Source organism: Aeromonas sp. s12 (assembly GCF_040907925.1).
GTDB classification, from domain to species: Bacteria; Pseudomonadota; Gammaproteobacteria; order Enterobacterales; family Aeromonadaceae; genus Aeromonas; species Aeromonas veronii.
In genome coordinates this window covers 75,311-96,463 of the sequence record NZ_JBFOCT010000014.1, presented here as the reverse complement: position 1 = coordinate 96,463, position 21,153 = coordinate 75,311, and the positions used below count along the sequence as shown (strand labels likewise).

Genomic DNA, 21,153 nt, shown 5'->3' with positions numbered 1-21,153 from the left:
GGTGACCTCGCATTCGGCCAGCGGCTTTGTGATAGCATGAGGCCACCTTTTTCACTTCTTCCTCTCTGCTTATGTCTCAATCTGATGTGCGACAGGTCGATGTCACCCTGGTCGGCGGTGGAATGAGCGGCGCCGTGCTGGCCCTCTCGCTGGCAGCCCAGCTTCGATCCGATGGCTGCCCCCTCGAGATCCTGCTGCTGGAGGCAAGCGTCCCCGAACAGCACACCCATTCAGGGTTCGACGCCCGCGCCATTGCGCTCTCGGCCGGTACCTGTGATGCGCTGTTGCGACGCGGACTCTGGCCGCTGTTTGCCCCCCATTGCGCTCCCATTACCCAGATTCATGTCTCGGATCGGGGCCACTTCGGTCAGGCTCGCCTGTCGGCCGCTGAATACGGTCTGCCCGCGCTGGGCCATGTGATCGAGCTTGCAGCTGCCGGTCATGAGCTGCAACGGGCGATGGCGGCCTCTCCCAATATCCGGGTCTGCTGTCCGGCCCGGGTGAGCGAGATTGCGCCCGATGAGAAGAAGGTGACCCTCACTCTCGAGAGCGGTGAACAGATTGAGACCCGCCTGCTGGTGGCGGCAGACGGCGGCAACTCCTTTGTGCGTCAGCACTTCAAGTTGCCGGTGACCCGCCACGACTTTGAGCAGCACGCCATCATCGCCACGGTCAAAACGGCGCAAGACCCTGAGGGACGCGCCTTCGAGCGTTTTACCGAAGGGGGGCCGCTGGCCCTGCTGCCGATGCAGGAGGGGCTCTCCTCGCTCGTGTGGAGCGTCGGGCAGCATGAGGTGGATGAGCTGATGTCCCTCGATGAGGCGGCGTTTCTTGCCCGTCTGCAGCAGGCCTTTGGCTGGCGGCTCGGTCGCTTCGAGCGATGCGGCGTGCGTCACGTCTATCCGCTCATTCTGACCGCCTGTGACTACCCGCTGGCCCAACGCACCGTGCTGGTGGGCAATGCCGCGCATGCCCTGCACCCCATTGCCGGACAGGGCTTCAACCTCGGGATGCGGGATCTGGACCTGCTTACCGGCGCCGTAGCCAAGGCGTTGGCAGAGGGGGAGGATATTGGCAGCTTCAAGGTACTGAATGGCTACTGGCAGCAGCGTCAGCGCGATCAGGAGCAGACCGTCTGGCTCACCTCCTCGCTGGCCCAGCTCTTCTCCAATGGTCACGATCCGCTGGTGGCGGGGCGCAATCTGGCGCTCACCCTGATGGGGCGATTCCCGTGCCTCAAGGCGCCGCTTGCCTCGCGCACCCTGGGCTTTGTCGCTGATGTGTGCGGCAACTAGCCAGCACTTGTTGAGTGGAACCTGTTGACCACCATTCGTTGATCAAAATCTATTGAATAAAGAGGTGATGCCTGCGGGCGTCCCCTCGCTGGCCAGCCGGTCAGCCCTGAAAGGATGAGATGATGCAGATGCAAAATGTGGATGTGGTGATTGTCGGTGGCGGCATGGTGGGGCTGGGGCTCGCTGCGGCCTTGAAACATAGCGCCCTCAAGGTGCTGGTGGTGGAGGGACAACTGCCCGATCCGCAGCTGGGGGAGGTGGCCGATAATCGGGTCAGCGCCCTGAGTCTGGCCAGCCAGCAGATCCTGCGCCATGTCGGCGCCTGGGACGGCATTGAAGCGCGCCGCCTGCAGGCCTACGACAAGATGGCGGTGTGGGAGCAAGACAGTTTCGGCCATATCGACTTCGATGCCGCCAGCCTGCGTCAGGCCAACCTCGGCCATATTGTCGAGAACAGGGTGATCCAGCTGGCGCTGCTTGAGGCAATTGAAGGTGCCAGCAATATCCAGTTGCTGACCCCCGCCAGAGCCAAGAGCCTGCAGAGCGGCCCGGCGGGCGCCCTGCTGCTCCTTGAAGATGGTCAGGCCATCTCGGCCAAACTGGTGGTGGCTGCCGATGGCGCCCACTCCTGGGTGCGCCGTCAGGCTGATATCCCGCTTACCAGCTGGGATTATGGCCACCACGCCCTGGTGGCGACGGTGCGCTGCGCCGAACCCCATGAAGCTGTTGCTCGCCAGATCTTCACCCCGGATGGCCCGCTCGCCTTTTTGCCGCTGTGGCAAGAGAATCTCTGCTCCATCGTCTGGTCGCTGCCTGCGGCCCGCGCCGAGGCGCTCTGCGCCTGCGATGACGAGCAGTTCAATCGCCAGCTCACCACCGCCTTTGATGCCCGGCTCGGTCTGTGCAAGGTGGAGGGGCCGCGCAGCGCGATTCCTCTTACCGCCCGCTATGCCCGCGACTTTGCTCGCGAGCGGCTGGTGCTGGTGGGGGATGCCGCTCATACCATCCACCCGCTGGCGGGGCAGGGGGTCAACCTTGGCCTGCTGGATGCTGCCGCGCTGGCGGAGCAGATCTTGCAAAATCATGCCGCGGGCGAGGATATCGGCCTGCTCGCCAACCTGCGCAGCTACGAGCGCTGGCGCAAGAGCGAAGCGGCTCGCATGCTGGCGGCAATGGAGGGGCTCAAGCGGCTGTTCAGCGGGGCCAACCCGCTCAAGAAGCTGGTGCGGGGCGTGGGATTGCGCGCGGCCAATCTGCTGACTCCGTTCAAGGAGGGGGTGATCCGCGCCGCCATGGGGCTGGAGGGAGAGTTGCCCGCATTGGCCCGTCCTGACTGGGCTGTTGCTGCGACCAAGGGCAGTGCCATGCAGGCCAAGGGTGAAAAAAACTAATATTACTCGCCGTTTTTGACAACAAAAGTAATCCGACAAGGCTGATGACCCGTTTTGGGTGTCAGCCTTTAATTTTGCTCTGGAGCGAAACGTTTTTCTGCAAATTGTGACGAAACGGTAAAAATCAAAATTTAATCTCGCCTGAGTCGGCTTATGGCTGTTTTTATCACTGCATTTATCTTAGTGTCTGGAGTCAGTTTTACGGGAGGGGATTAGTTTTTTTTGAGCGGCACGCTCGCCTGCTTGTCATATAATCCGCTCCGTTCAAGGAATCCCTCTTGCCTGGCAAGGGCAGGAGCGAGCACACACTTTTGGATCCGGTCGCTTTTTGCTGTACGTATTGCAGTCAGAGCGGTGGCGCGGGTCGCAAGGGTGGTCGCCAAAGCGAAAAGGCTTTTTGCTAAGGAAAGAATGCGATGATCCAGACTACTGTACTGCATCCCAAACACCTGGAAGCCGGCGCCAAGATGGTGGACTTCCACGGTTGGGAAATGCCCATCAACTACGGCTCCCAGCTGGAAGAGCACCACGCGGTGCGCAGCGATGCCGGTATGTTCGATGTCTCCCACATGACCATCGTCGATTTGACCGGCGAACGGGTCAAAGCCTTTCTGCAACACCTGCTGGCCAACGACGTGGCCAAACTCACTGCCCCCGGCAAGGCCCTCTACAGCGGCATGCTCAATCCGGAAGGCGGCGTCATCGATGACCTCATCACCTATTACCTGACCGATACCTTCTACCGGCTGGTGGTCAACTCCGCTACCCGCGAGAAGGATCTGGCCTGGATCCGCCATCACGCCATCGATTTCGATATCACAGTGACCGAGCGTCCGGAGCTTGCGATGATTGCGGTGCAGGGCCCCAACGCCAAGGTCAAGGCTGCGGCCGTGCTGAGCGCCGCTCAGCGTACCGCCGTGGTGGGGATGAAACCCTTCTTCGGCGTGCAGGCTGGCGATCTCTTTATCGCCACTACCGGCTACACCGGCGAAGATGGTTATGAAATCGTGGTGCCGCAAGAGAAAGCCTGCGAGCTGTGGCAAGCGCTGCTGGATAACGGCGTCGCCCCGTGCGGCCTCGGAGCCCGCGATACCCTGCGTCTCGAAGCAGGGATGAACCTCTATGGTCAGGATATGGACGAGTCAATCTCTCCGCTGGCCGCCAACATGGCCTGGACCATCGCCTGGGAGCCGAGCGATCGCAACTTCATCGGCCGCGACGTGCTGGAAGCACAGAAAGCGGCGGGCAATCAGCCCAAGCTGGTGGGTCTGGTGATGGAAGAGAAAGGGGTGCTGCGTGCCGGTATGCCGGTCACCTTCACCGCGGCAAATGGTGAGAAGCGGGAAGGTGTGATCACCTCCGGCTCTTTCTCGCCCACCCTGGGCTACAGTATTGCCCTGGCGCGGGTGCCCCGCGATATCGGTGAGCTGGCCGAGGTGGAGATCCGCAAAAAGCTGGTCACCGTGAAGGTCACCAAGCCCGCTTTCGTCCGTAACGGCCAGAAGCTGGTTTAATACCGTTTTGGGGGAGGGCAGTGCCTCCCCCATCGCTTTTCATATTCGTTTTTAAACGCGACTCAAAGATCAAAGGAAGCACAAATGAGCCATATCCCGAGCGAACTGAAATATGCCACTTCCCACGAGTGGATCCGTGTTGAAGCCAACGGCGAGGCCGTGGTCGGTATCACCGAGCACGCCCAGGAGCTGCTGGGTGACATGGTGTTTGTCGAGCTGCCGGAAGTGGGCAAGCAGGTCAGTGCCGGTGACGACTGCGCCGTGGCCGAGTCGGTCAAGGCGGCCTCCGACATCTACAGCCCGGTGAGCGGCGAGGTCATCGCCGTCAACGAAGAGCTGGAAGGGAGCCCCGAGCTGGTCAACTCCGACCCCTACAGCGCTGGCTGGCTGTTCCGCATCAAGCTCGATGACGAGAGCGAGCTGGCCAACCTGCTGGATGCCGAAGGCTACCAGAACGTGGTGGACGAAGAGTAATGCCCCCGGGCCCTGCCAACACAGCAGGGCCCCTTTGTATGACAGCCAGCCGTGCAAGCACCGGCCGGTGGAAGGGTGAAGTCGCCCACGCCTGCCGTTTACCAGCCTAGGTGCCTAGGGGGCAAACGGGCGGGTTCGAAACAAGGCGATCCCCTCTTGATGCTGCCGCAGCATCCGGTGCCGCACCCTGTCTGCGGGACCCAGAACATGAGTGGCGTCGGTATCAGCCGACGATCAGGAACATCAGGTCGTGGTTATCAGGATGTCATGCCAGGACTTATTTATCAGGAAATAGGGAAATGACCCAGTCACTGTTTGAACTTGAGCAAAAAACCGATTTTGTCCGCCGCCATATCGGCCCGGGCGAGGAAGAGCTGCGCCAGCTGCTGGCGACCGTCGGGGCCGAAAGCCTGGACGATTTGATTGAACAGACCGTGCCCGCCGCCATTCGCCTGCCGGGCCCGCTTGGGATCGGTGCCGGCATGACCGAAGTGGAGGCGCTGGCCAAGCTCAAGGGCTATGCCGCTCAGAACAAGATTGCCAAGAGCTATATCGGCATGGGTTATCACGATACCCATGTGCCCCACGTCATTTTACGCAATGTGCTGGAAAATCCGGGCTGGTATACCGCCTACACCCCCTATCAGCCCGAGCTGGCACAGGGCCGTCTCGAAGCCCTGCTCAACTTCCAGCAGCTGACGCTGGATCTGACCGGCATGGATCTGGCAAGCGCCTCCCTGCTGGATGAAGCGACCGCCGCCGCCGAGGCGATGGCGCTGGCCAAGCGGATGGCCAAGTCCAAATCCAACCTCTTCTTCGTGGCCGATGACGTGCACCCGCAGGTGATCGACGTGGTCAAGGAGCGCGCGGTTCACTTCGGTTTCGACGTGGCGGTTGGCGCCGCGAGCGATGCAGTGAGCGAAGAGGTGTTCGGTGCCCTGTTCCAGTACCCCACCACCACAGGGGAAGTGAAAGATCTGCGCGCCCTGATTGCCGCCGTACAGGCCCAGAAAGGGCTGGCCTGCGTCAGCGCCGATCTGCTCTCTCTGCTGCTGCTCAAATCCCCGGGCGAGCTGGGCGCCGATGTTGTGTTGGGCTCTGCCCAGCGTTTTGGCGTGCCTATGGGCTACGGTGGCCCCCATGCCGCCTTCTTCGCCACCCGCGATGCCTACAAGCGCTCCATGCCGGGCCGCATCATCGGTGTCTCCAAGGATGCCCGCGGTAAGGCCGCGCTGCGTATGGCGATGCAGACTCGCGAGCAGCATATCCGCCGCGAGAAAGCCAACTCCAACATCTGTACCGCTCAGGTGCTGCTGGCCAACATGGCAAGCTTCTACGCCGTCTATCACGGCCCGGTGGGGCTGAAAACCATCGCCTCCCGTGTGCACCGTCTCACCACCATTCTGGCGCTCGGCCTCCAGGCCAAGGGGGTAGCCCTTAAGCATGCCAGCTGGTTCGATACCCTGACCGTGCAGACGGCAGATAAAGCAGCACTCATTGCCAAGGCCGAGGGGCTCGGCATCAACCTGCGTGCAGACCTCGACGGTGCGGTAGGGGTCTCCCTCTCTGAAACCACCACCCGCGCTGATGTGGCCGAGCTGTTTGAGCTCTTCCTCGGTCAAGGTCACGGGCTTGATATCGAGGCTCTCGACAAGGCGGCTCAGGCTCATCACGCTATCCCGCAGGATCTGCTGCGCACCGACGCCGTGCTGACCCACGAGGTGTTCAACAAGTACCACTCCGAAACCGAGATGCTGCGCTACATCCACCGTCTCGAAGCCAAGGATCTGGCGCTCAACTACGCCATGATTTCGCTCGGCTCCTGCACCATGAAGCTCAACGCCACCGCCGAGATGATCCCGGTGACCTGGCCCGAGTTTGGCAAGTTGCACCCGTTCGCCCCGCTGGCACAGGCCAAGGGCTACCAGTTGCTGCTGGCCGACCTCGAAAACTGGCTGGTGAAGGTGACTGGTTACGATGCGGTCTGCATGCAGCCCAACTCAGGTGCTCAGGGGGAGTACGCGGGTCTGCTCGCCATCAAGAAGTACCATGAATCCCGTGGTGAAGGGCATCGCGACATCTGCCTGATCCCAGCTTCTGCCCACGGCACCAACCCGGCCTCTGCCCAGATGGCGGGGCTCAAGGTGATCGTCACCGCCTGTGACAAGTCCGGCAACGTGGATCTCGACGACCTGCGCGCCAAGGCCGCCGAGGCGGGGGATCAACTCTCCTGTCTGATGGTGACTTACCCCTCCACCCACGGGGTGTATGAGGAGACCATCAAGGAGGTGTGCGACATCGTTCACCAGCACGGTGGTCAGGTCTATCTGGACGGCGCCAATATGAACGCGCAAGTCGGGTTGACGGCGCCGGGCTTTATCGGGGCGGACGTCTCTCACCTCAACCTGCACAAGACCTTCGCCATTCCTCACGGCGGTGGCGGCCCGGGCATGGGCCCCATCGGCGTGAAGAAGCATCTGGCACCGTTCGTGGCCGGTCACGCCGTAGTCAAGACCGACAAGGAGAGCCGTGATAACGGCGCCGTGTCGGCTGCACCGTTCGGTTCGGCCAGCATCCTGCCCATCAGCTGGATGTATATCGCCATGCTGGGTGACGAGGGACTGAAGAGATCCACTCAGGTTGCCATCCTCAACGCCAACTATCTGGCCAAGAAGCTGGGCGAATCCTTCCCGGTGCTCTACTCTGGCCGCAACGGTCGGGTGGCCCACGAGTGCATCCTGGATATCCGTCCGCTCAAGGAGACTTCCGGCATCAGCGAGATGGACGTGGCCAAGCGGCTGATGGACTACGGCTTCCACGCACCGACCATGAGCTTCCCGGTAGCGGGCACCCTGATGGTCGAGCCGACCGAGTCGGAATCCAAGCGCGAACTGGATCGCTTCGTCGAGGCGATGACGTCCATCCGCGCCGAGATTGCCAAGGTGCAGGAGGGGCAGTGGAGCCTCGCCGACAACCCGCTGGTCCATGCGCCGCACACCCAGGATGATGTGATGGATGCAGAGTGGTCCCGTGGCTACAGCCGCGCCGAGGCGGTCTTCCCGTCCGACGCCGTGCGCGCCGCCAAGTTGTGGCCCTCTGTGAACCGCATCGACGATGTCTACGGCGATCGCAACCTGTTCTGCTCCTGTATCCCGACTGAGGATTACGCCAAATAAGTGGCGTTTAGGAGCTACAGTTAAGCCTTATAAACAACAGGGCCACCCAGACGGGTGGCCCTTCGTTTACATGGACTTTATCTGCATGCTGCTATCCAAACGTCCGGCTTAAGTCCTTGAGCTGGCTCGCTTTGCTCTGCAAGTTGGCACTGGTTTCACTCACCTGATCGATTTTGAGACTGTTATCGTGAGAGAGCGAGGATATCTGGTTGATATTGCGACTGATCTCCTCGATGACCGCTTGTTGCTCGGTGGCCGCGGCGGTGATCTGGTTGGAAAAATCAGAGACCTTGTCTATCTCGACCACAACCTGATTCAGGTTGCCGGTGCTTGCCCGGGTGGTGGCGAGGCAGGCGTTGGTTCTGGTCACATTGAGATGCATCATCTCTTTCCATCCCCCCAGGGTTTGCTGGATATGGCCAATGCTGTTCTGGATCTGCTCTGTCGCCTTGTGGGTTCTGGTCGACAGGCTGCGAACCTCGTCCGCCACCACTGCAAAGCCACGCCCCTGATCGCCTGCCCGTGCGGCTTCGATGGAGGCATTGAGCGCCAGCAGGTTGGTTTGATCTGCAATGCCGCGAATTTCGCTCATGATGGTGCCGATCCGCTCGGATTCGCTCGCCAGTTCGACGGCTGACTGAAAGGCTTGCTCCGCCTGGGTGGCCAGCGCCGACATCTCTTCTCCCGCTTCTGAAAGTTGGGTACTGGTGGTGATGCAGTGGCGGCGGGCCTCTTCAATCTGGCTGTTGCTGTCTTGAATATTGCGGTTGATCTCCTCGGCGGCCGAAGCCATCTGGGTGACGGCGGTGGCAATCTGCTGGATCTGCGTGTCTTGCGAAGAGATATCCTGGCTGGCCAGCGAGGCGGAGCCGCGCAGGTCATTGGCCATGGCATTGAGCGACGCGGTGGTGTCATCCACCCGGCCGAGTACGGTACGGATCTTCGCTTGCCCGAGCTTGATATGGAAATCGGCAATGCTGTGGGGGGCATCCCCCGAGAAGATAAGGCGGCTGATGCTGTCGTAATCCTGTTCGAGCTGCTGCAAGAATCGCGGTGTGAGGAAGAGAGGGTGGCGATTGAACCAGATGGCTGCCAAGAGGGGAATGATGACCCAGAGCGCCTGCAGCGGTGAGAGCAGCCAGAGCGCGCTGATCACGCTGACGAGCAGCAGGGGGATGGTCATCATGGCCGGTGTGAGTTGACGCAGGCCCATGTGAATGGCAGAGCCGGTTTCACGGGCTTTAAGGGTTTTGTACATCTTGCTGGCACGCGCTTTGTGCTCTGCTGCGGGACGGCAGCGGACGGATTGGTAACCCACCATCTTGCCATCTTCATAAATCGGGGTGACATAGGCATCAACCCAATAATAACGACCATCTTTGCAGCGGTTTTTTACCATGCCTCGCCATGGTTTGCCTGCCTGCAGGTGGGCCCAGAGATCGGCAAACGCTGCCTTGGGCATGTCGGGGTGGCGCACCAGATTGTGATGCTGCCCCAACATCTCTTCCAGGCGATAGCCTGCCACCTGACAAAACGCCGGATTGGCGTAGGTGATGTCCCCTTTGAGGTCGGTCGTCGATACCAACTGGATATCGTCGGCAAATTCAACCTCGGTATCTGTGGTGTGAAGCGAGCTGGTTACCATGATCAGGCTCCGGTTTCGGCGTAACGGAATACTTCGTTTGAGTATGGCAGAGGATGTTCATTTATTGTGTTGTTGCACATTAACTCTTGTGCTACTGCGTGGGGACGGGATGGGTCTCACATTTTGACAGCACAGTTCGGTGAGGGGAGGCAGGCCAAGTCACATGGCCCGGAGAGCAGCAAACCCCTCATCCTTTGGCTGTCTCAAATTGACTGCCGTACGGAATAGACAAAACGCCGATCAGTTGATCGGCGTTTTGTCTATGAGGTGCCGGATGGTTTCACACTCTGCTGGCTTAACACCCTGTCTGTTTAATGATGGGCGACTTAAAACAGCAGTTGCGTCAGGTAGCCCATCAGGATCGCCATGCCGAGTATCACGGTAAGGAAGGCCGCAATCATCGGTGTTCTGAACATCGATTTGAGCAGGATCACCTCGGTCAGGCTGGCGCCGGCACTGCCGATGATCAGCGCCATGACGGCGCCCATCCCCATTCCTTTGCCCAGCAGCACCGACGCCAGCGGGATCACGGCCTCGGCACGGATGTAGAGCGGGATCCCGACGATGGCGCTGAAGGGGATGGCCAGCGGGTTGTCGGCACCAGCATGGGCTGCGATCCACTCGGCCGGAATAAAGCCGTAGATAAATGAGCCGATAAGCACCCCCAGCAGCAGGAAGGGCAATACCGCTTTGAACTGCTGCCAGGCATCGATGCGAGCTTTGACCCAGGCGGTGGGGAGCTGTGGTGCACGGGTCAGGGCTGCCGTGCCATCGCCGCAGCAGGAGAGGGTGGCCTGTTTTGCCATCTCTGGTTGCGGTGCCGGGCAGCACGCCGCTCCCTTGAGTTGTTTGATTGCGCTAATGGTACTGCGTTGGTTGTCACTGCAATGTGCTTGAGTGGTGGCGCGGGTCGCCGGGCCACAGCCGCTACCGCAAGAGGGGGTGGCCTCTTTGGGGTCGATGACATGGCGCTCGAACCCCAATCTGTCGAGCAGCATGCTCGCCATGACGGAGACGCTGGCGGCGATTACGGCGTAGAGCAGGGTCACTTTCCAGCCAAAGGTGGCCCACATCAAGCCGACGATGATGGGGTTCAGCAGTGGCGAAATAAACAGGAAGGTGAGGGTGGGGCCAAAGCCAGCCTTGGCCGAGAGCAGCCCTCTCAGCATGGGGATGGTGGAGCAGCTGCAAAAGGGGGTGACGGCACCGAGCAGGGCTGAGAGCAGATAGCCCTTGCCATGTCTCGCCCCCAGCATCCGCTGGATCTTCTCGTCGGGGATCTTCTGACGGATCAGGCTGACCCCGGCGCTAATGACCAGAAACAGCACCGACAGCTCGACAGCCAGAAACAGGAACATCTGGGCTGCATCGGTCAGCATGGTTAACCACTCATTCATTGTCGTACCCTCACATGGTTTCTATATTTCCAAAATAATCGAAATGAATGGCCGGTCAAGATATTTCTGGTATTATCGAAATATCAAATTTGTGGAGGGCGCAGAGATGCAACTGGAAGAGGTCGCCAAGGCATTGAAAGAGCTGGGTCATCCGACCCGGCTGTTTATCTTCAAGCATCTGGTCAAGGCGGGAGAGCAGGGGCTGCCGGTGGGTGAGCTGCAAAAGCAGCTGGCGATCCCCGCTTCCACCCTCAGCCACCATATTGCGGCGCTGGTCTCGGTGGGGCTGGTGAAGCAAAACCGGGAGAGTCGCACCCTGCTTTGCGTCTCTCAATACGCGGTGTTGGAGGAGATCATCGCCTTTTTCCGCGATGAGTGTTGCGTCAACAGCCCGGAGCATCGGCAAGATCAAAGGCAAGAGCTGCCTTCCTGAGGGCTATGGCTGCTAGTAGTGCGGTCAGTTGCGCTGCGCGCAATAAAAAAACGCCGATCATGTGATCGGCGTTTTGCATTGATGTCGCTAGATTCGGGCATTAACCCAGATTGGCTGCGACCTTGCTTTGGGCTTGTCCTTTGCGCTTGATGACAAAGCCAATGCCCAACACCACCAGCCAGGCTGGGATCAGTTCGACCGAGATGCGGAAATCGGGGGTCATATACATGATCACCAGGATGCCAGCCATGAACGCGAGGCAGAGGTAGTTGCCGAAGGGATACCAGAACGCCTTGAACTTGGGCTGGACACCCTCTGCGACCTTGGCCTTGCGGAACTTGAGGTGCGCGAGGCTGATCATCGCCCAGTTGATCACCAGTGCGGAGACCACCAGCGCCATCAGCAGGCCGAACGCCTTGCCCGGCATCAGGTAGTTGATCAGCACGCAGAGCAGGGTGGCGATGGCCGAGACCGAGAGTGCAACCAGCGGCACGCCGCTCTTGTTGGTTTTGAGCAGGGCTTTCGGGCCGTTGCCCTGTTTGGCCAGACCGAACAGCATCCGGCTGTTGCAGTAGACGCAGCTGTTGTAGACCGACAGTGCGGCCGTCAGCACCACGATGTTGAGCACGGTGGCGACCAGATTGCTGTCCAGTGCGTGGAAAATCATCACGAACGGGCTGCCCCCTTCCACCACTTTACCCCAAGGGTAGAGGGACATCAGGATAGCCAGAGCGCCGATGTAGAAGATGAGGATGCGGTAGATCACCTGATTGGTGGCCTTGGGAATGCTCTTCTCGGGGTTATCCGCTTCGGCGGCGGTAATGCCCACCAGCTCCAGACCGCCAAAGGAGAACATGATCACCGCCATCGCCATCACCAGACCGCTGATGCCGTTGGGGAAGAAACCGCCCTGAGCCCACAGGTTGGTGACGCTCGCCTCGGGTCCGCCGGCACCGGAGAGGAGCAGATAGCCGCCAAAGCCAATCATGCCGATGATGGCGACTACCTTGATGATGGCGAACCAGAACTCCATCTCGCCAAACGCTTTGACGTTGGAGAGGTTGATGGCGTTGATAAGCACGAAGAAGAAGGCTGCCGACATCCAGGTCGGGATCTCGGGCCACCAGTACTGGACATAGATGCCCACTGCGGTCAGCTCGGCCATGCTCACCAGCACGTAGAGCACCCAGTAGTTCCAGCCGGACGCAAAACCGGCAAACTCGCCCCAGTATTTGTAGGCAAAGTGGCTGAAGGAGCCAGCTACCGGCTCTTCCACCACCATTTCACCGAGCTGGCGCATGATCAGGAAGGCGATAAAGCCGCCGATGGCATACCCCAGCAGGACTGAGGGGCCTGCCATCTTGATGGTTTGGGCAATGCCCAGAAAGAGGCCGGTGCCGATGGCGCCGCCCAAAGCAATCAACTGAATGTGGCGGTTTTTAAGGCCGCGCTTCAGCTCCTCACCGTCTTGTTTCAAATCCATGGGTCTGTCCTTACGTCTCTGTTGTCTCTGGTCGGTGTTGGGCTCATCCTGAGCAGGCCGCAGTGCGTAGCCAAAACCTGACGAAAGCTGTATTTATTTCGTTACGACATGCAATTTTCAATTTTTACTGTTGGCTGGCAACCGAAGCAGAATAGTGATAATCCGCCATGAATGCACCTGTTTTCCATCTCTAATGGCCGTCTTTTGTACCAAAGGCAGCTTTTTCATGATCTGCAGAGGCTTCTTAGTAGTTTTTGGTTGATGTTTGTGCAATCGAATTCTGTTTTATTGACATTTTGTCTTGTTGGTGTTCTTTTGTGGTGCCAAGCCACAAATGGATGCAAATGATGCCAAACAAGCGAGAGTACAGGGAAGAGTGCAGGGAGTTGGAGTACAGAAAGCGCGAAAGCGTGCTGCAACAAGGGGTTGCCCAGGGTGTACTGGTGGCGCTCTGGTTAGGGATTGCCGCCAGTCCGCTGTTGTTGCTGGTGGCCGCGATTATGTTGCTGGGTTGGCTGTTACTCGGTGATCAGGAGTTGCTGCACTACTGGCAGCCGCTGTTGCTGGTGGGTGGGGTAACGGGGGCGCTCGTTGGCGGCTGGCTGGCGGAGCGGGTTCGCCTGCGCCACGGTTTGCTGGCCTTCTATGCTCGGTTGATGAACAACCCTGAGCTCAATCGTTAGTGAACGCTGGCTGTTTGCCGAGCGCAGCAGAACGGAATCGAATAGCGGCTAACTGGCAGCGGGTGACAAGGGCACAACGGCAAGGTCGACAAGAAGAGGGATAAGCATTTGTGGTGCTTATCCCTTTTTTACCCACGCTTTTCACTGTCATCTATGTGAATTGCAGTTCGCCACAGCTGACTTTCGCCGCGACACTGTAATTTTTATCTTTTGTTGATGCCGATAGCTGTCAAGCTGGCTTAACAGAGCTGACGGCGCAGACCGGTTGCCTCGAGAACCTTGGCGCTGATCTCCTCCACCGAGTGGGAGCTGGTATCCAGGAAGCGTATCGCCTCCTGGCGAAACAGTCGCTCCACGCAGGCCAGCTCCTGCTCGCACTGTTCGATGGAGGAGTAGCGGCTGTTGGCACGGCGCTGGTTACGGATCTCGTGTAGCCGCTGCGGCGCTATGGTGAGGCCAAACAGCTTGTGACGGTTGGCCTTGAGGGGGGCGGGCAGCTCCAGCATCCCCATGTCCTGCTCGATAAAGGGGTAGTTGGCGGCGCGAATGCCAAACTGCAGCGCCAGATAGAGGCTGGTGGGGGTCTTGCCGCAGCGGGAGACCCCGATCAGGATGATGTCCGCCTCATCGTACTCTTTGGTGGTGATGCCATCGTCGTTGGCCAGCGCAAAGTTGACCGCCTCGATGCGATCGTCATAGAGCTTGCGGTTCTCCATGCCGTGGGTGCGGTGGAGGCGGGGCTCGGCTTTTACCCCCAGTTCCTGCTCCAGCGGGCTGACGAAGGTATTGAGAAAGTCGTGGCCGCACGCTTCCGATTTCAGTACCTCTTCCCGTACCAGCGGGTCGACGATGGTGTGAAACAGGATGGGGCGTACCCCGGTCTGGCGGAACTGCTCGTCGATCCGCATCCGTACCTGACGGGCTTTCTCCAGTGTCTCCACAAAGGGGATAGTGATCTGCTCGAAGGCCAGCGGAAACTGGCTCAGTACCGCGTGGCCGAACACTTCGGCGGTGATGGCGGTGCCGTCTGAAACATAAAATACGGTGTGCACGTAGGGCTCCTGTGATACCGCGGGTGGGGTCGCATGGGGTAAGGGGTGAGAAGTATCTCCCGAAACCATACCAGTTTTGTCAACCGGTCTGCTGTGCCCAAGTTGTGAAGTGGCTTGCAAACCTGAATCGTTATCTTTTTGTGTCGCCATTGTAGAATGTTCCGGTCATTCGACCATCCCCAACGCTTGCTCGGGGATTTTTTTGAAAACCAATAGAAAACGTTTTCATGGTCGTTGGCAACAAAAGAAACAGACAATAACACACCTGACTTACCCATAACCTCATCGATTAAATCGGGCGCACGAGGTGCTATGGCATCGGTGCCCACCAACCTGGAGACATCCAAGTGCAACAGTACGTGCTCTGGTACGAACAACTCGGAATGCAGGACGTAGAACGAGTTGGCGGCAAGAACGCATCCCTTGGCGAGATGATTAGCAACCTCTCTGGCGCTGGCGTATCCGTGCCGGGGGGCTTTGCCACCACCGCCTTTGCGTTTAACGAGTTTCTGGAGTCAAGCGGCCTCAACGGCAAGATCCACCATCTGCTCGACAATCTCGACGTGGACGATATCGCCGCCCTCAACCGGGTCGGTCAGCAGATCCGCGACTGGGTGATCGAAGCCCCTTTCCAGCCCGAGCTGGAGCAGGCTATCCGGGTTGCCTATGAAAAGTTGAGTGCCGGTGTCGAGGCCTCGTTTGCGGTGCGCTCCTCCGCCACCGCCGAGGATATGCCGGACGCCTCCTTTGCCGGTCAGCAGGAGACCTTCCTCAACGTACGTGGCATCGATGCCGTCATGACGGCGGTTAAGCATGTGTTTGCTTCCCTGTTCAACGATCGCGCCATCTCCTATCGGGTGCATCAGGGCTACGACCACAAGGGCGTTGCCCTCTCGGCCGGGGTACAGCGGATGGTGCGCTCGGATCTTGCCGCCTCCGGCGTCATGTTTACTCTGGATACCGAGTCCGGCTTCAACGATGTGGTCTTTATTACCGGGGCCCATGGTCTTGGCGAGATGGTGGTGCAGGGCGCGGTCAACCCGGATGAATTCTATGTGCACAAGCCGACTCTCAAGGGGGGCCGCCCGGCGGTGGTACGCAAGACTCTCGGCTCCAAGCTTATCAAGATGACCTACTCGGACGATGCCGGTCACGGCCGTCAGGTGAAGATTGTCGACACCAATGAGGCCGAGCGTAGCCGCTTCTGCATCACCGATGAGGAGGTGATGGCGCTGGCGAAACAGGCCCTCATCATCGAGCAGCACTATGGTCGACCGATGGATATCGAGTGGGCCAAGGATGGTCAGGATGGCCAACTCTATATCGTGCAGGCCCGCCCGGAAACCGTGCGCAGCCGCCAGGAGGCTAACACCCTCGAGCGTTTTGCCCTCAAGCAAGCGGGCAAGGTGCTGATCGAGGGGCGGGCTATCGGTCACAAGATTGGCGCGGGCCCGGCGCGGGTCATCTCATCCATCAGCCAGATGGACGAAGTACAACCCGGCGATGTGCTGGTCACCGACATGACCGACCCGGACTGGGAGCCCATCATGAAGCGGGCCTCTGCCATCGTCACCAACCGGGGCGGCCGTACCTGTCACGCCGCCATCATCGCCCGCGAGCTGGGCATTCCGGCGGTAGTGGGCTGTGGCAATGCCACTGATAGCATCGAGGCTGGCCAGCTTATCACCGTCTCCTGCGCGGAAGGGGATACCGGTTTCATCTACGACGGCGAACTCGACTTCGACGTGGCGGTCACCGAGGTGGGCAATATGCCGCGTCTGCCCATCAAGATCATGATGAACGTCGGCAACCCGGATCGGGCGTTCGATTTTGCCCAGTTGCCCAATGCCGGTGTCGGGCTGGCCCGTCTCGAGTTCATCATCAACCGGATGATCGGGGTGCACCCCAAGGCGCTGCTGGAGTTTGACAGCCAGAGTCCCGAGCTCAAGGCCACCATCGGCAAGATGATCGCCGGTTACGAGAGCCCGCGGGAGTTCTACGTTGCCAAGCTGACCGAGGGCATCGCCACCCTGGCCGCCGCCTTCTGGCCGGAGCGGGTGATCGTGCGGATGTCGGACTTCAAGTCCAACGAGTACGCCAACCTGGTGGGCGGCCGTGGCTACGAGCCTCACGAAGAGAACCCGATGATCGGTTTTCGTGGCGCGTCGCGCTACATCGCCGACAGCTTCCGCCCCTGTTTTGCCCTCGAGTGCGAGGCGATCAAGCGGGTGCGTGATGTCATGGGGCTGACCAACGTCGAGGTGATGATCCCCTTCGTGCGCACCGTGAGCGAGGCGGAGCAGGTGATCGACATCCTTGCCGAAAACGGTCTGCGCCGTGGCGAGCGGGGGCTCAAGGTGATCATGATGTGCGAGATCCCGAGTAACGCCCTCTTGGCAGACAAGTTCCTCGAGCACGTGGACGGCTTCTCCATCGGCTCCAACGACATGACCCAGCTCACCCTTGGACTTGATAGGGACTCGGGGCTTATCGCCCACCTGTTCGACGAGCGCAACGATGCGGTCAAGGCGCTGCTGTCGATGGCGATTCAGGCCGCGCGCAAGGCGGGCAAGTATGTGGGGATCTGCGGTCAGGGCCCATCTGATCATCCGGACTTTGCTGCCTGGCTGGTGGAGCAGGGGATCGATTCGGTGTCACTCAACCCCGATACCGTGGTCGATACCTGGCTCTATCTGGCGGAGCAGCATGGCGCCAAGTAAGCCACTATCAAAATGAGCAGCAGAAAGGGGGCCATAATGGCCCCCTTTGTTATCTGTGTGTCGCGACCTATTTCGGCTGCTGTTCGGCCCCCGACAGCTCGATCTGTACCTTCACCCCCTCGCTCTGGAGCTTGGTGGCGATGGCGTTGAGATCGGTGCCCGGTTTGGCCTCCAGCAGGGCGATACCACCGCTGCTCTGTTTGAAGTTCAGGCCGTGGCGAGTCGCCAGCGCCTTGGCGCTGGCATCGTCAGCTTCCACCAGCAGGGTGCCGCTTACAGTCAGCTCCGGGCTAGCGGCCCCTTGCATCAACACGTCGCCGCGGCGCAGGGTCTGTTGCGGGACCTTGCTGTCAAGGCTGCGGGCGACCCGCTTCTTGCTGCCGTTGTCAGGAATGAGGTAGGTCTGGCCGTTCACCTCTATGGTGCTGTACTGCTTGCCATCCATGGTGACGGACTCCTGGGCGCAGAGCTGTCCAGAGAGGGGGGCCAGCAGGGTTGCCAGAAGCAAGGTAACAGGTTTGTTCATGGTAATACTCCTAGCGTGTTAGCTGCGGTTGGCATCGTGACCCAGGACCCGCAGGGACCATGAGATCAGCTTGCCCGGTTGGCGATTGTTGCGCTCGGTCAGGGTGGTACGCTCACGGGTCTCGCGATTGAGCAGAGAGACCTGACGGGTACCGTTGGCAACATCGGTTACTTCCAGTCGCCATGTGCCTTGCGCCGATTCGCCGTAGAACTTGTTGGATAGCATCCGCATGTCACGCAATCCCTTGGTTCGCACAAAGCCCAGTTGCTGCTGGTCGAGAGATTGGCCGACCAGGCTGTTGAAGGGGCTCAGCAGGATGCTGCGGGTGCCAGCGGGGGAGACCAGTTCGATCAGCAGATCGGGCAGACGCTGGTGATCCAGGCTCACCATCACCTGAACCGCTTCTACCGTCAACGGTGTGGCAATGCGGGTTGTCGAGATGGTCGGGCTGTTGCCCACATCCGCAATGGCGGCGGCACTGCCGCTAACATTGATCTTCTGCCATGGCAGTTGCACCAGCGGGGGCAGGGGCTGGTGATTGGCTGCCAGCTCAAGGGCCTTGTTGACGTCGATCAGACCAAAACCGTAAGTCGGGCTGAACCACATGCCGGCGGCATTGCGCTCCCACCCTTCCAGCCCTTTCACATCACGCACCTTGCCGGTGTTGCTGGTGTAGCTGACCATCACAGGTTTCTGTGTGGCATCGACCCGGGTTGCGCTGCGCGCCAGCAGATCCCGCAGGTCCCGCACCGACAGATCCGGGTAGGCGGACATCAGCAGCGCCATGGCGCCGGAGGTGCTGGGGGTGGCGGAGGAGGTGCCGTTCATCACGCCGTTGTAGTCGCAGCTGGCATCCAGTTGCGGGTTGCCGTGCAGCCGGTTGGTGCTGGGATCGTCGGTGCGGTTGTAACCCATGTCGCAGCCGGGCAGATCCGTGGTCACCATCGCCGGAGAGTCGGTACCGTACTCGCCGCCGGTCGCACTCAGGAAGATGTTGCTGCCGACGCTGGAGTAGGAGGATCTGACGCCATCGGCATTGAGCGCGCTCACCACCAGGTTCCAGAAATTGCTGTTGGAGGGATCGAGGTTGCTGTTTTCAAACGGCAATTTGGGACCATTGCCGGTGCGGTTAAGCACATAGCCGCCCGCCGCTATCTTGTTGAAGCCGTTGCCGGCGGCCTTGATATAGGCCGCGCCCTGCGCCTTGAGGGTCTGCTGTTCAAACAGGCGATCAAGCTGGGATTGATCCAGAGAGTTGGCAGAGCGGGGATCCACCACACTCATGCCGTAGCTCTGGTTGAACACCCGGTTGTCGCGGCTGGCATCGCTGTCGCCAAGGGCGTAGAGCCAATCTTTCTGCAACTGCTGGCTGTTGTCATCCAGCAGGTTGAACCCCTGCAACTGGGCTCGCGGGGCAATCCCCTTGGTGCCGATGGCGTTGTCTACCGCCGCAATAATGCCGGAGACCGAGGTGCCGTGGGCCGTATCCGGATCGGTCGGTGTCGGGTCATCGCTACCGGTCACCACGTTTTTTGAGCCCGGACGGACGTTCTCCGCCAGATCCGGGTGGGCGATAGCCAAGCCATCATCCACCACGGCCACATTGACTCCCTGGCCCAGCACACCGGTGCGATGAGCCCACCAGAGGTTGAGATCATTGCCCGCTATACCGCCACGGGCGCTGAATCCATCCTGGCCGCTGTTGAGCAGATACCACTGCTGATCCTGCAGGGGATTGGCACCTGGCAGGCAGCGCTCGGTGCTGCTGCGTCCGATATCCATGCCGCTCTCCTTGCCGGTGAGCGGCGCACAACCTTCATTTGCCTGAACGAGCGCACTGGGCAGGGTCGACAGCAGTGCTGTGATCGCCAGTGCTAACGATGTTTGCTTCATTATTTTTTTAACTCCATCTTGGATCGCACTCATCCTGAGTGCGACGGAAATCTATACACGGGTGAAAGGGGTTCAAAAAGAGCCATTTTCAAAAAACGCAATGAGGTTCAAAGAAATCCGATCTGGTTTATGGTAGGTATTCCAATGACGCTGGTTATGTGTTTTATTGAGAATGGTTCTCACCGCTCGCTACTGATCTTTTTATCTGTAATTCACTCCTCTCGCGACTCTCCTTCGCCGCAGCCATCTCGATTCGGGGCAATCCCGAGGGGAGCTTGTGCGCTCTTGAACGTGAGCGGCATGGTTGTGTGTGCCAACGTGAGTGCAGCTATGCATTCGGGGGTGACAGCAAGGGTGATGAGGTGGAACCAGCGGTTTATTGCTTGGCGGCGGTGGATGGCTCTGTTATGGTAACCAAAATAGCCGTTTGGATGGCTGGATTGCTGTGGCTTGAGGGGCTTAATCTCTGAGAGCCACCCCGCCGTAGTCCCATAGTTTGATGCGTACCTGACAGGGAGTCCCTATGCCGTTTCGTTCCTTCTTATCTTCTCCTTTGACTGCTTCCTTGCGCGCCACTGCTGGCGCCAGCACCTTTATTGCCGCGATGGCGGTCGGGAGCCTCTCTTTTTCCGCGGTTGCCGCCGATGCGTCCATACCGACCAAACAGGAGATTGTGATTGGTACCACGGTGGGGGATTTCGCCGACATGGTGACCGACTCCATCAAGCCGCAGCTGGAGGCCAAGGGGTACAAGGTCAAGCTGGTGGAGTTCACCGATTATGTGACCCCCAATATTGCTCTGGCTGACGGATCACTGGATGTGAACTGCTTCCAGCACAAACCCTATCTGGAGAGTTTTGCCAAAGATCGCGGCTTGTCGCTGGCGCCCATTACCCAGGTGCCAACCGGTCCGATGGGACTCTACTCCGGCAAGCTGGCAGCACTCGACAAGGTGAAAGAGGGGAGCACGGTGGCCATCCCCAACGATCCCACCAATCAGGCGCGGGCGTTGTTGATGCTGCAGGATCTTGGTTGGCTCACTCTCAAGGAGGGGATAAACCCGCTAAAAGCGAGCGAGTTTGATGTGGTGAACAATCCGCACAATCTCAAGCTGGTACTGCTGGAAGCCGCGCAGTTGCCCCGCTCGCGGGAGGATGTGGACTTCTCGGTGATCAACGGTAATTTTGCCGCCTCCAGCGGAATCCCGTTCAGTGAAGGACTGTTTCTGGAGCGCAGCTACGATTTTATCAACTGGGTGGTGGTGAAAAGCGCAGATGCGGATCAGCCTTTTGCCAAAGATGTGGCGGCGGCCTACAACTCGGCGACTTTCAAAGCCTATGCAGCCAAGCGCTTCGTCGGCTACAAGTACCCGCAAGGGTGGGGTGGCTAACAGTCGTAAATGTGGCCCGGATATACAACGAAAAACGCCCCGAATTCGGGGCGTTTTTTATGGTATCAAGCCATCAACGGG

Annotated in this window: 16 protein-coding genes; 9 read left to right on the top strand and 7 right to left on the bottom strand. The window is 59.6% G+C overall.

Features of this window, described 5'->3' with window-relative positions; genetic code table 11:
• Positions 1 to 71 precede the first annotated feature (71 nt).
• The gene (gene ubiH, locus AB5Y67_RS07060; RefSeq protein WP_199415704.1) at positions 72 to 1,295 is read left to right on the top strand and encodes a 2-octaprenyl-6-methoxyphenyl hydroxylase; all 1,224 of its coding nucleotides are present in this window, start codon (positions 72 to 74) and stop codon (positions 1,293 to 1,295) included.
• 122 nt (positions 1,296 to 1,417) lie between these two features.
• Positions 1,418 to 2,686, top strand: a complete 1,269-nt coding sequence (locus tag AB5Y67_RS07055; RefSeq protein WP_144715626.1) for an FAD-dependent 2-octaprenylphenol hydroxylase — start codon at positions 1,418 to 1,420, stop codon at positions 2,684 to 2,686.
• A gap of 212 nt (positions 2,687 to 2,898) precedes the next feature.
• On the opposite strand, the gene AB5Y67_RS07050 is transcribed toward AB5Y67_RS07055, so the two are convergent.
• A complete protein-coding gene (locus AB5Y67_RS07050; RefSeq protein WP_021230880.1) occupies positions 2,899 to 3,126 on the bottom strand; it encodes a hypothetical protein in 228 nt (75 codons plus the stop codon).
• On the opposite strand from AB5Y67_RS07050, the gene gcvT reads away from it, so the two are divergent.
• The 3 genes from gcvT (at position 3,103) to gcvP (ending at position 7,850) form a co-directional block, all read left to right on the top strand.
• Entirely contained in the window at positions 3,103 to 4,200 is a 1,098-nt protein-coding gene (gcvT, locus tag AB5Y67_RS07045) for a glycine cleavage system aminomethyltransferase GcvT (RefSeq protein ID WP_058056652.1), read from the top strand. The two genes, AB5Y67_RS07050 and gcvT, sit on opposite strands and share 24 nt — an antisense overlap.
• A gap of 84 nt (positions 4,201 to 4,284) precedes the next feature.
• Positions 4,285 to 4,674, top strand: coding sequence for a glycine cleavage system protein GcvH (gene gcvH / locus AB5Y67_RS07040; RefSeq protein WP_144715597.1), 390 nt, complete (start codon positions 4,285 to 4,287; stop codon positions 4,672 to 4,674).
• Positions 4,675 to 4,973: 299 nt separating this feature from the next.
• Positions 4,974 to 7,850 carry an aminomethyl-transferring glycine dehydrogenase gene (gcvP, locus tag AB5Y67_RS07035; protein ID WP_144715599.1) on the top strand — a complete coding sequence of 959 codons (2,877 nt, stop codon included), beginning with the start codon at positions 4,974 to 4,976 and terminating at the stop codon, positions 7,848 to 7,850.
• Positions 7,851 to 7,941: 91 nt separating this feature from the next.
• On the opposite strand, the gene AB5Y67_RS07030 is transcribed toward gcvP, so the two are convergent.
• A complete protein-coding gene (locus tag AB5Y67_RS07030; RefSeq protein ID WP_144715601.1) occupies positions 7,942 to 9,495 on the bottom strand; it encodes a PAS domain-containing methyl-accepting chemotaxis protein in 1,554 nt (517 codons plus the stop codon).
• 326 nt (positions 9,496 to 9,821) lie between these two features.
• Positions 9,822 to 10,892: a permease gene (locus tag AB5Y67_RS07025; RefSeq protein ID WP_199428039.1), complete on the bottom strand. Its 1,071-nt coding sequence runs from the start codon at positions 10,890 to 10,892 to the stop codon at positions 9,822 to 9,824.
• A gap of 106 nt (positions 10,893 to 10,998) precedes the next feature.
• Between AB5Y67_RS07025 and AB5Y67_RS07020 the strand changes: the two genes are divergently transcribed.
• On the top strand, positions 10,999 to 11,325 hold the full coding sequence (locus AB5Y67_RS07020) for a helix-turn-helix transcriptional regulator (protein WP_005344826.1): 327 nt from the start codon (positions 10,999 to 11,001) through the stop codon (positions 11,323 to 11,325).
• A gap of 100 nt (positions 11,326 to 11,425) precedes the next feature.
• On the opposite strand, the gene AB5Y67_RS07015 is transcribed toward AB5Y67_RS07020, so the two are convergent.
• Complete coding sequence (locus AB5Y67_RS07015) at positions 11,426 to 12,808, bottom strand: amino acid permease (RefSeq protein WP_005352966.1); 1,383 nt, start codon at positions 12,806 to 12,808, stop codon at positions 11,426 to 11,428.
• Positions 12,809 to 13,155: 347 nt separating this feature from the next.
• On the opposite strand from AB5Y67_RS07015, the gene AB5Y67_RS07010 reads away from it, so the two are divergent.
• Positions 13,156 to 13,491, top strand: coding sequence for a hypothetical protein (locus tag AB5Y67_RS07010; protein WP_199415715.1), 336 nt, complete (start codon positions 13,156 to 13,158; stop codon positions 13,489 to 13,491).
• A 239-nt stretch (positions 13,492 to 13,730) separates the two neighbouring features.
• On the opposite strand, the gene AB5Y67_RS07005 is transcribed toward AB5Y67_RS07010, so the two are convergent.
• Positions 13,731 to 14,543 carry a pyruvate, water dikinase regulatory protein gene (locus AB5Y67_RS07005; protein ID WP_005344832.1) on the bottom strand — a complete coding sequence of 271 codons (813 nt, stop codon included), beginning with the start codon at positions 14,541 to 14,543 and terminating at the stop codon, positions 13,731 to 13,733.
• Positions 14,544 to 14,890: 347 nt separating this feature from the next.
• On the opposite strand from AB5Y67_RS07005, the gene ppsA reads away from it, so the two are divergent.
• Positions 14,891 to 17,263 (top strand): phosphoenolpyruvate synthase, encoded by a 2,373-nt coding sequence (ppsA, locus tag AB5Y67_RS07000; protein WP_199428038.1) that lies wholly within the window; start codon positions 14,891 to 14,893, stop codon positions 17,261 to 17,263.
• 67 nt (positions 17,264 to 17,330) lie between these two features.
• On the opposite strand, the gene AB5Y67_RS06995 is transcribed toward ppsA, so the two are convergent.
• Both AB5Y67_RS06995 and AB5Y67_RS06990 read right to left on the bottom strand, forming a co-directional pair.
• Positions 17,331 to 17,789, bottom strand: coding sequence for a hypothetical protein (locus AB5Y67_RS06995; RefSeq protein ID WP_167567278.1), 459 nt, complete (start codon positions 17,787 to 17,789; stop codon positions 17,331 to 17,333).
• Between the two features lie 18 nt (positions 17,790 to 17,807).
• Complete coding sequence (locus tag AB5Y67_RS06990) at positions 17,808 to 19,682, bottom strand: S8 family serine peptidase (protein ID WP_199428037.1); 1,875 nt, start codon at positions 19,680 to 19,682, stop codon at positions 17,808 to 17,810.
• Positions 19,683 to 20,286: 604 nt separating this feature from the next.
• Between AB5Y67_RS06990 and AB5Y67_RS06985 the strand changes: the two genes are divergently transcribed.
• Positions 20,287 to 21,072 (top strand): MetQ/NlpA family ABC transporter substrate-binding protein, encoded by a 786-nt coding sequence (locus tag AB5Y67_RS06985; RefSeq protein WP_199428043.1) that lies wholly within the window; start codon positions 20,287 to 20,289, stop codon positions 21,070 to 21,072.
• The last annotated feature ends 81 nt before the right edge of the window (positions 21,073 to 21,153 follow it).

Excerpts from the sequence above, each read along its gene's own strand:
- ubiH (WP_199415704.1), top strand. The coding sequence starts at position 72 with ATGTCTCAATCTGATGTGCGACAGGTCGATGTCACCCTGGTCGGCGGT.
- AB5Y67_RS07055 (WP_144715626.1), top strand. The coding sequence starts at position 1,418 with ATGCAGATGCAAAATGTGGATGTGGTGATTGTCGGTGGCGGCATGGTG.
- gcvT (WP_058056652.1), top strand. The coding sequence starts at position 3,103 with ATGATCCAGACTACTGTACTGCATCCCAAACACCTGGAAGCCGGCGCC.
- AB5Y67_RS07050 (WP_021230880.1), bottom strand. The coding sequence starts at position 3,126 with ATGCAGTACAGTAGTCTGGATCATCGCATTCTTTCCTTAGCAAAAAGC.
- gcvH (WP_144715597.1), top strand. The coding sequence starts at position 4,285 with ATGAGCCATATCCCGAGCGAACTGAAATATGCCACTTCCCACGAGTGG.
- gcvP (WP_144715599.1), top strand. The coding sequence starts at position 4,974 with ATGACCCAGTCACTGTTTGAACTTGAGCAAAAAACCGATTTTGTCCGC.
- AB5Y67_RS07030 (WP_144715601.1), bottom strand. The coding sequence starts at position 9,495 with ATGGTAACCAGCTCGCTTCACACCACAGATACCGAGGTTGAATTTGCC.
- AB5Y67_RS07025 (WP_199428039.1), bottom strand. The coding sequence starts at position 10,892 with ATGAATGAGTGGTTAACCATGCTGACCGATGCAGCCCAGATGTTCCTG.
- AB5Y67_RS07020 (WP_005344826.1), top strand. The coding sequence starts at position 10,999 with ATGCAACTGGAAGAGGTCGCCAAGGCATTGAAAGAGCTGGGTCATCCG.
- AB5Y67_RS07015 (WP_005352966.1), bottom strand. The coding sequence starts at position 12,808 with ATGGATTTGAAACAAGACGGTGAGGAGCTGAAGCGCGGCCTTAAAAAC.
- AB5Y67_RS07010 (WP_199415715.1), top strand. The coding sequence starts at position 13,156 with ATGCCAAACAAGCGAGAGTACAGGGAAGAGTGCAGGGAGTTGGAGTAC.
- AB5Y67_RS06995 (WP_167567278.1), bottom strand. The coding sequence starts at position 17,789 with ATGAACAAACCTGTTACCTTGCTTCTGGCAACCCTGCTGGCCCCCCTC.
- AB5Y67_RS06990 (WP_199428037.1), bottom strand. The coding sequence starts at position 19,682 with ATGAAGCAAACATCGTTAGCACTGGCGATCACAGCACTGCTGTCGACC.
- AB5Y67_RS06985 (WP_199428043.1), top strand. The coding sequence starts at position 20,287 with ATGGCGGTCGGGAGCCTCTCTTTTTCCGCGGTTGCCGCCGATGCGTCC.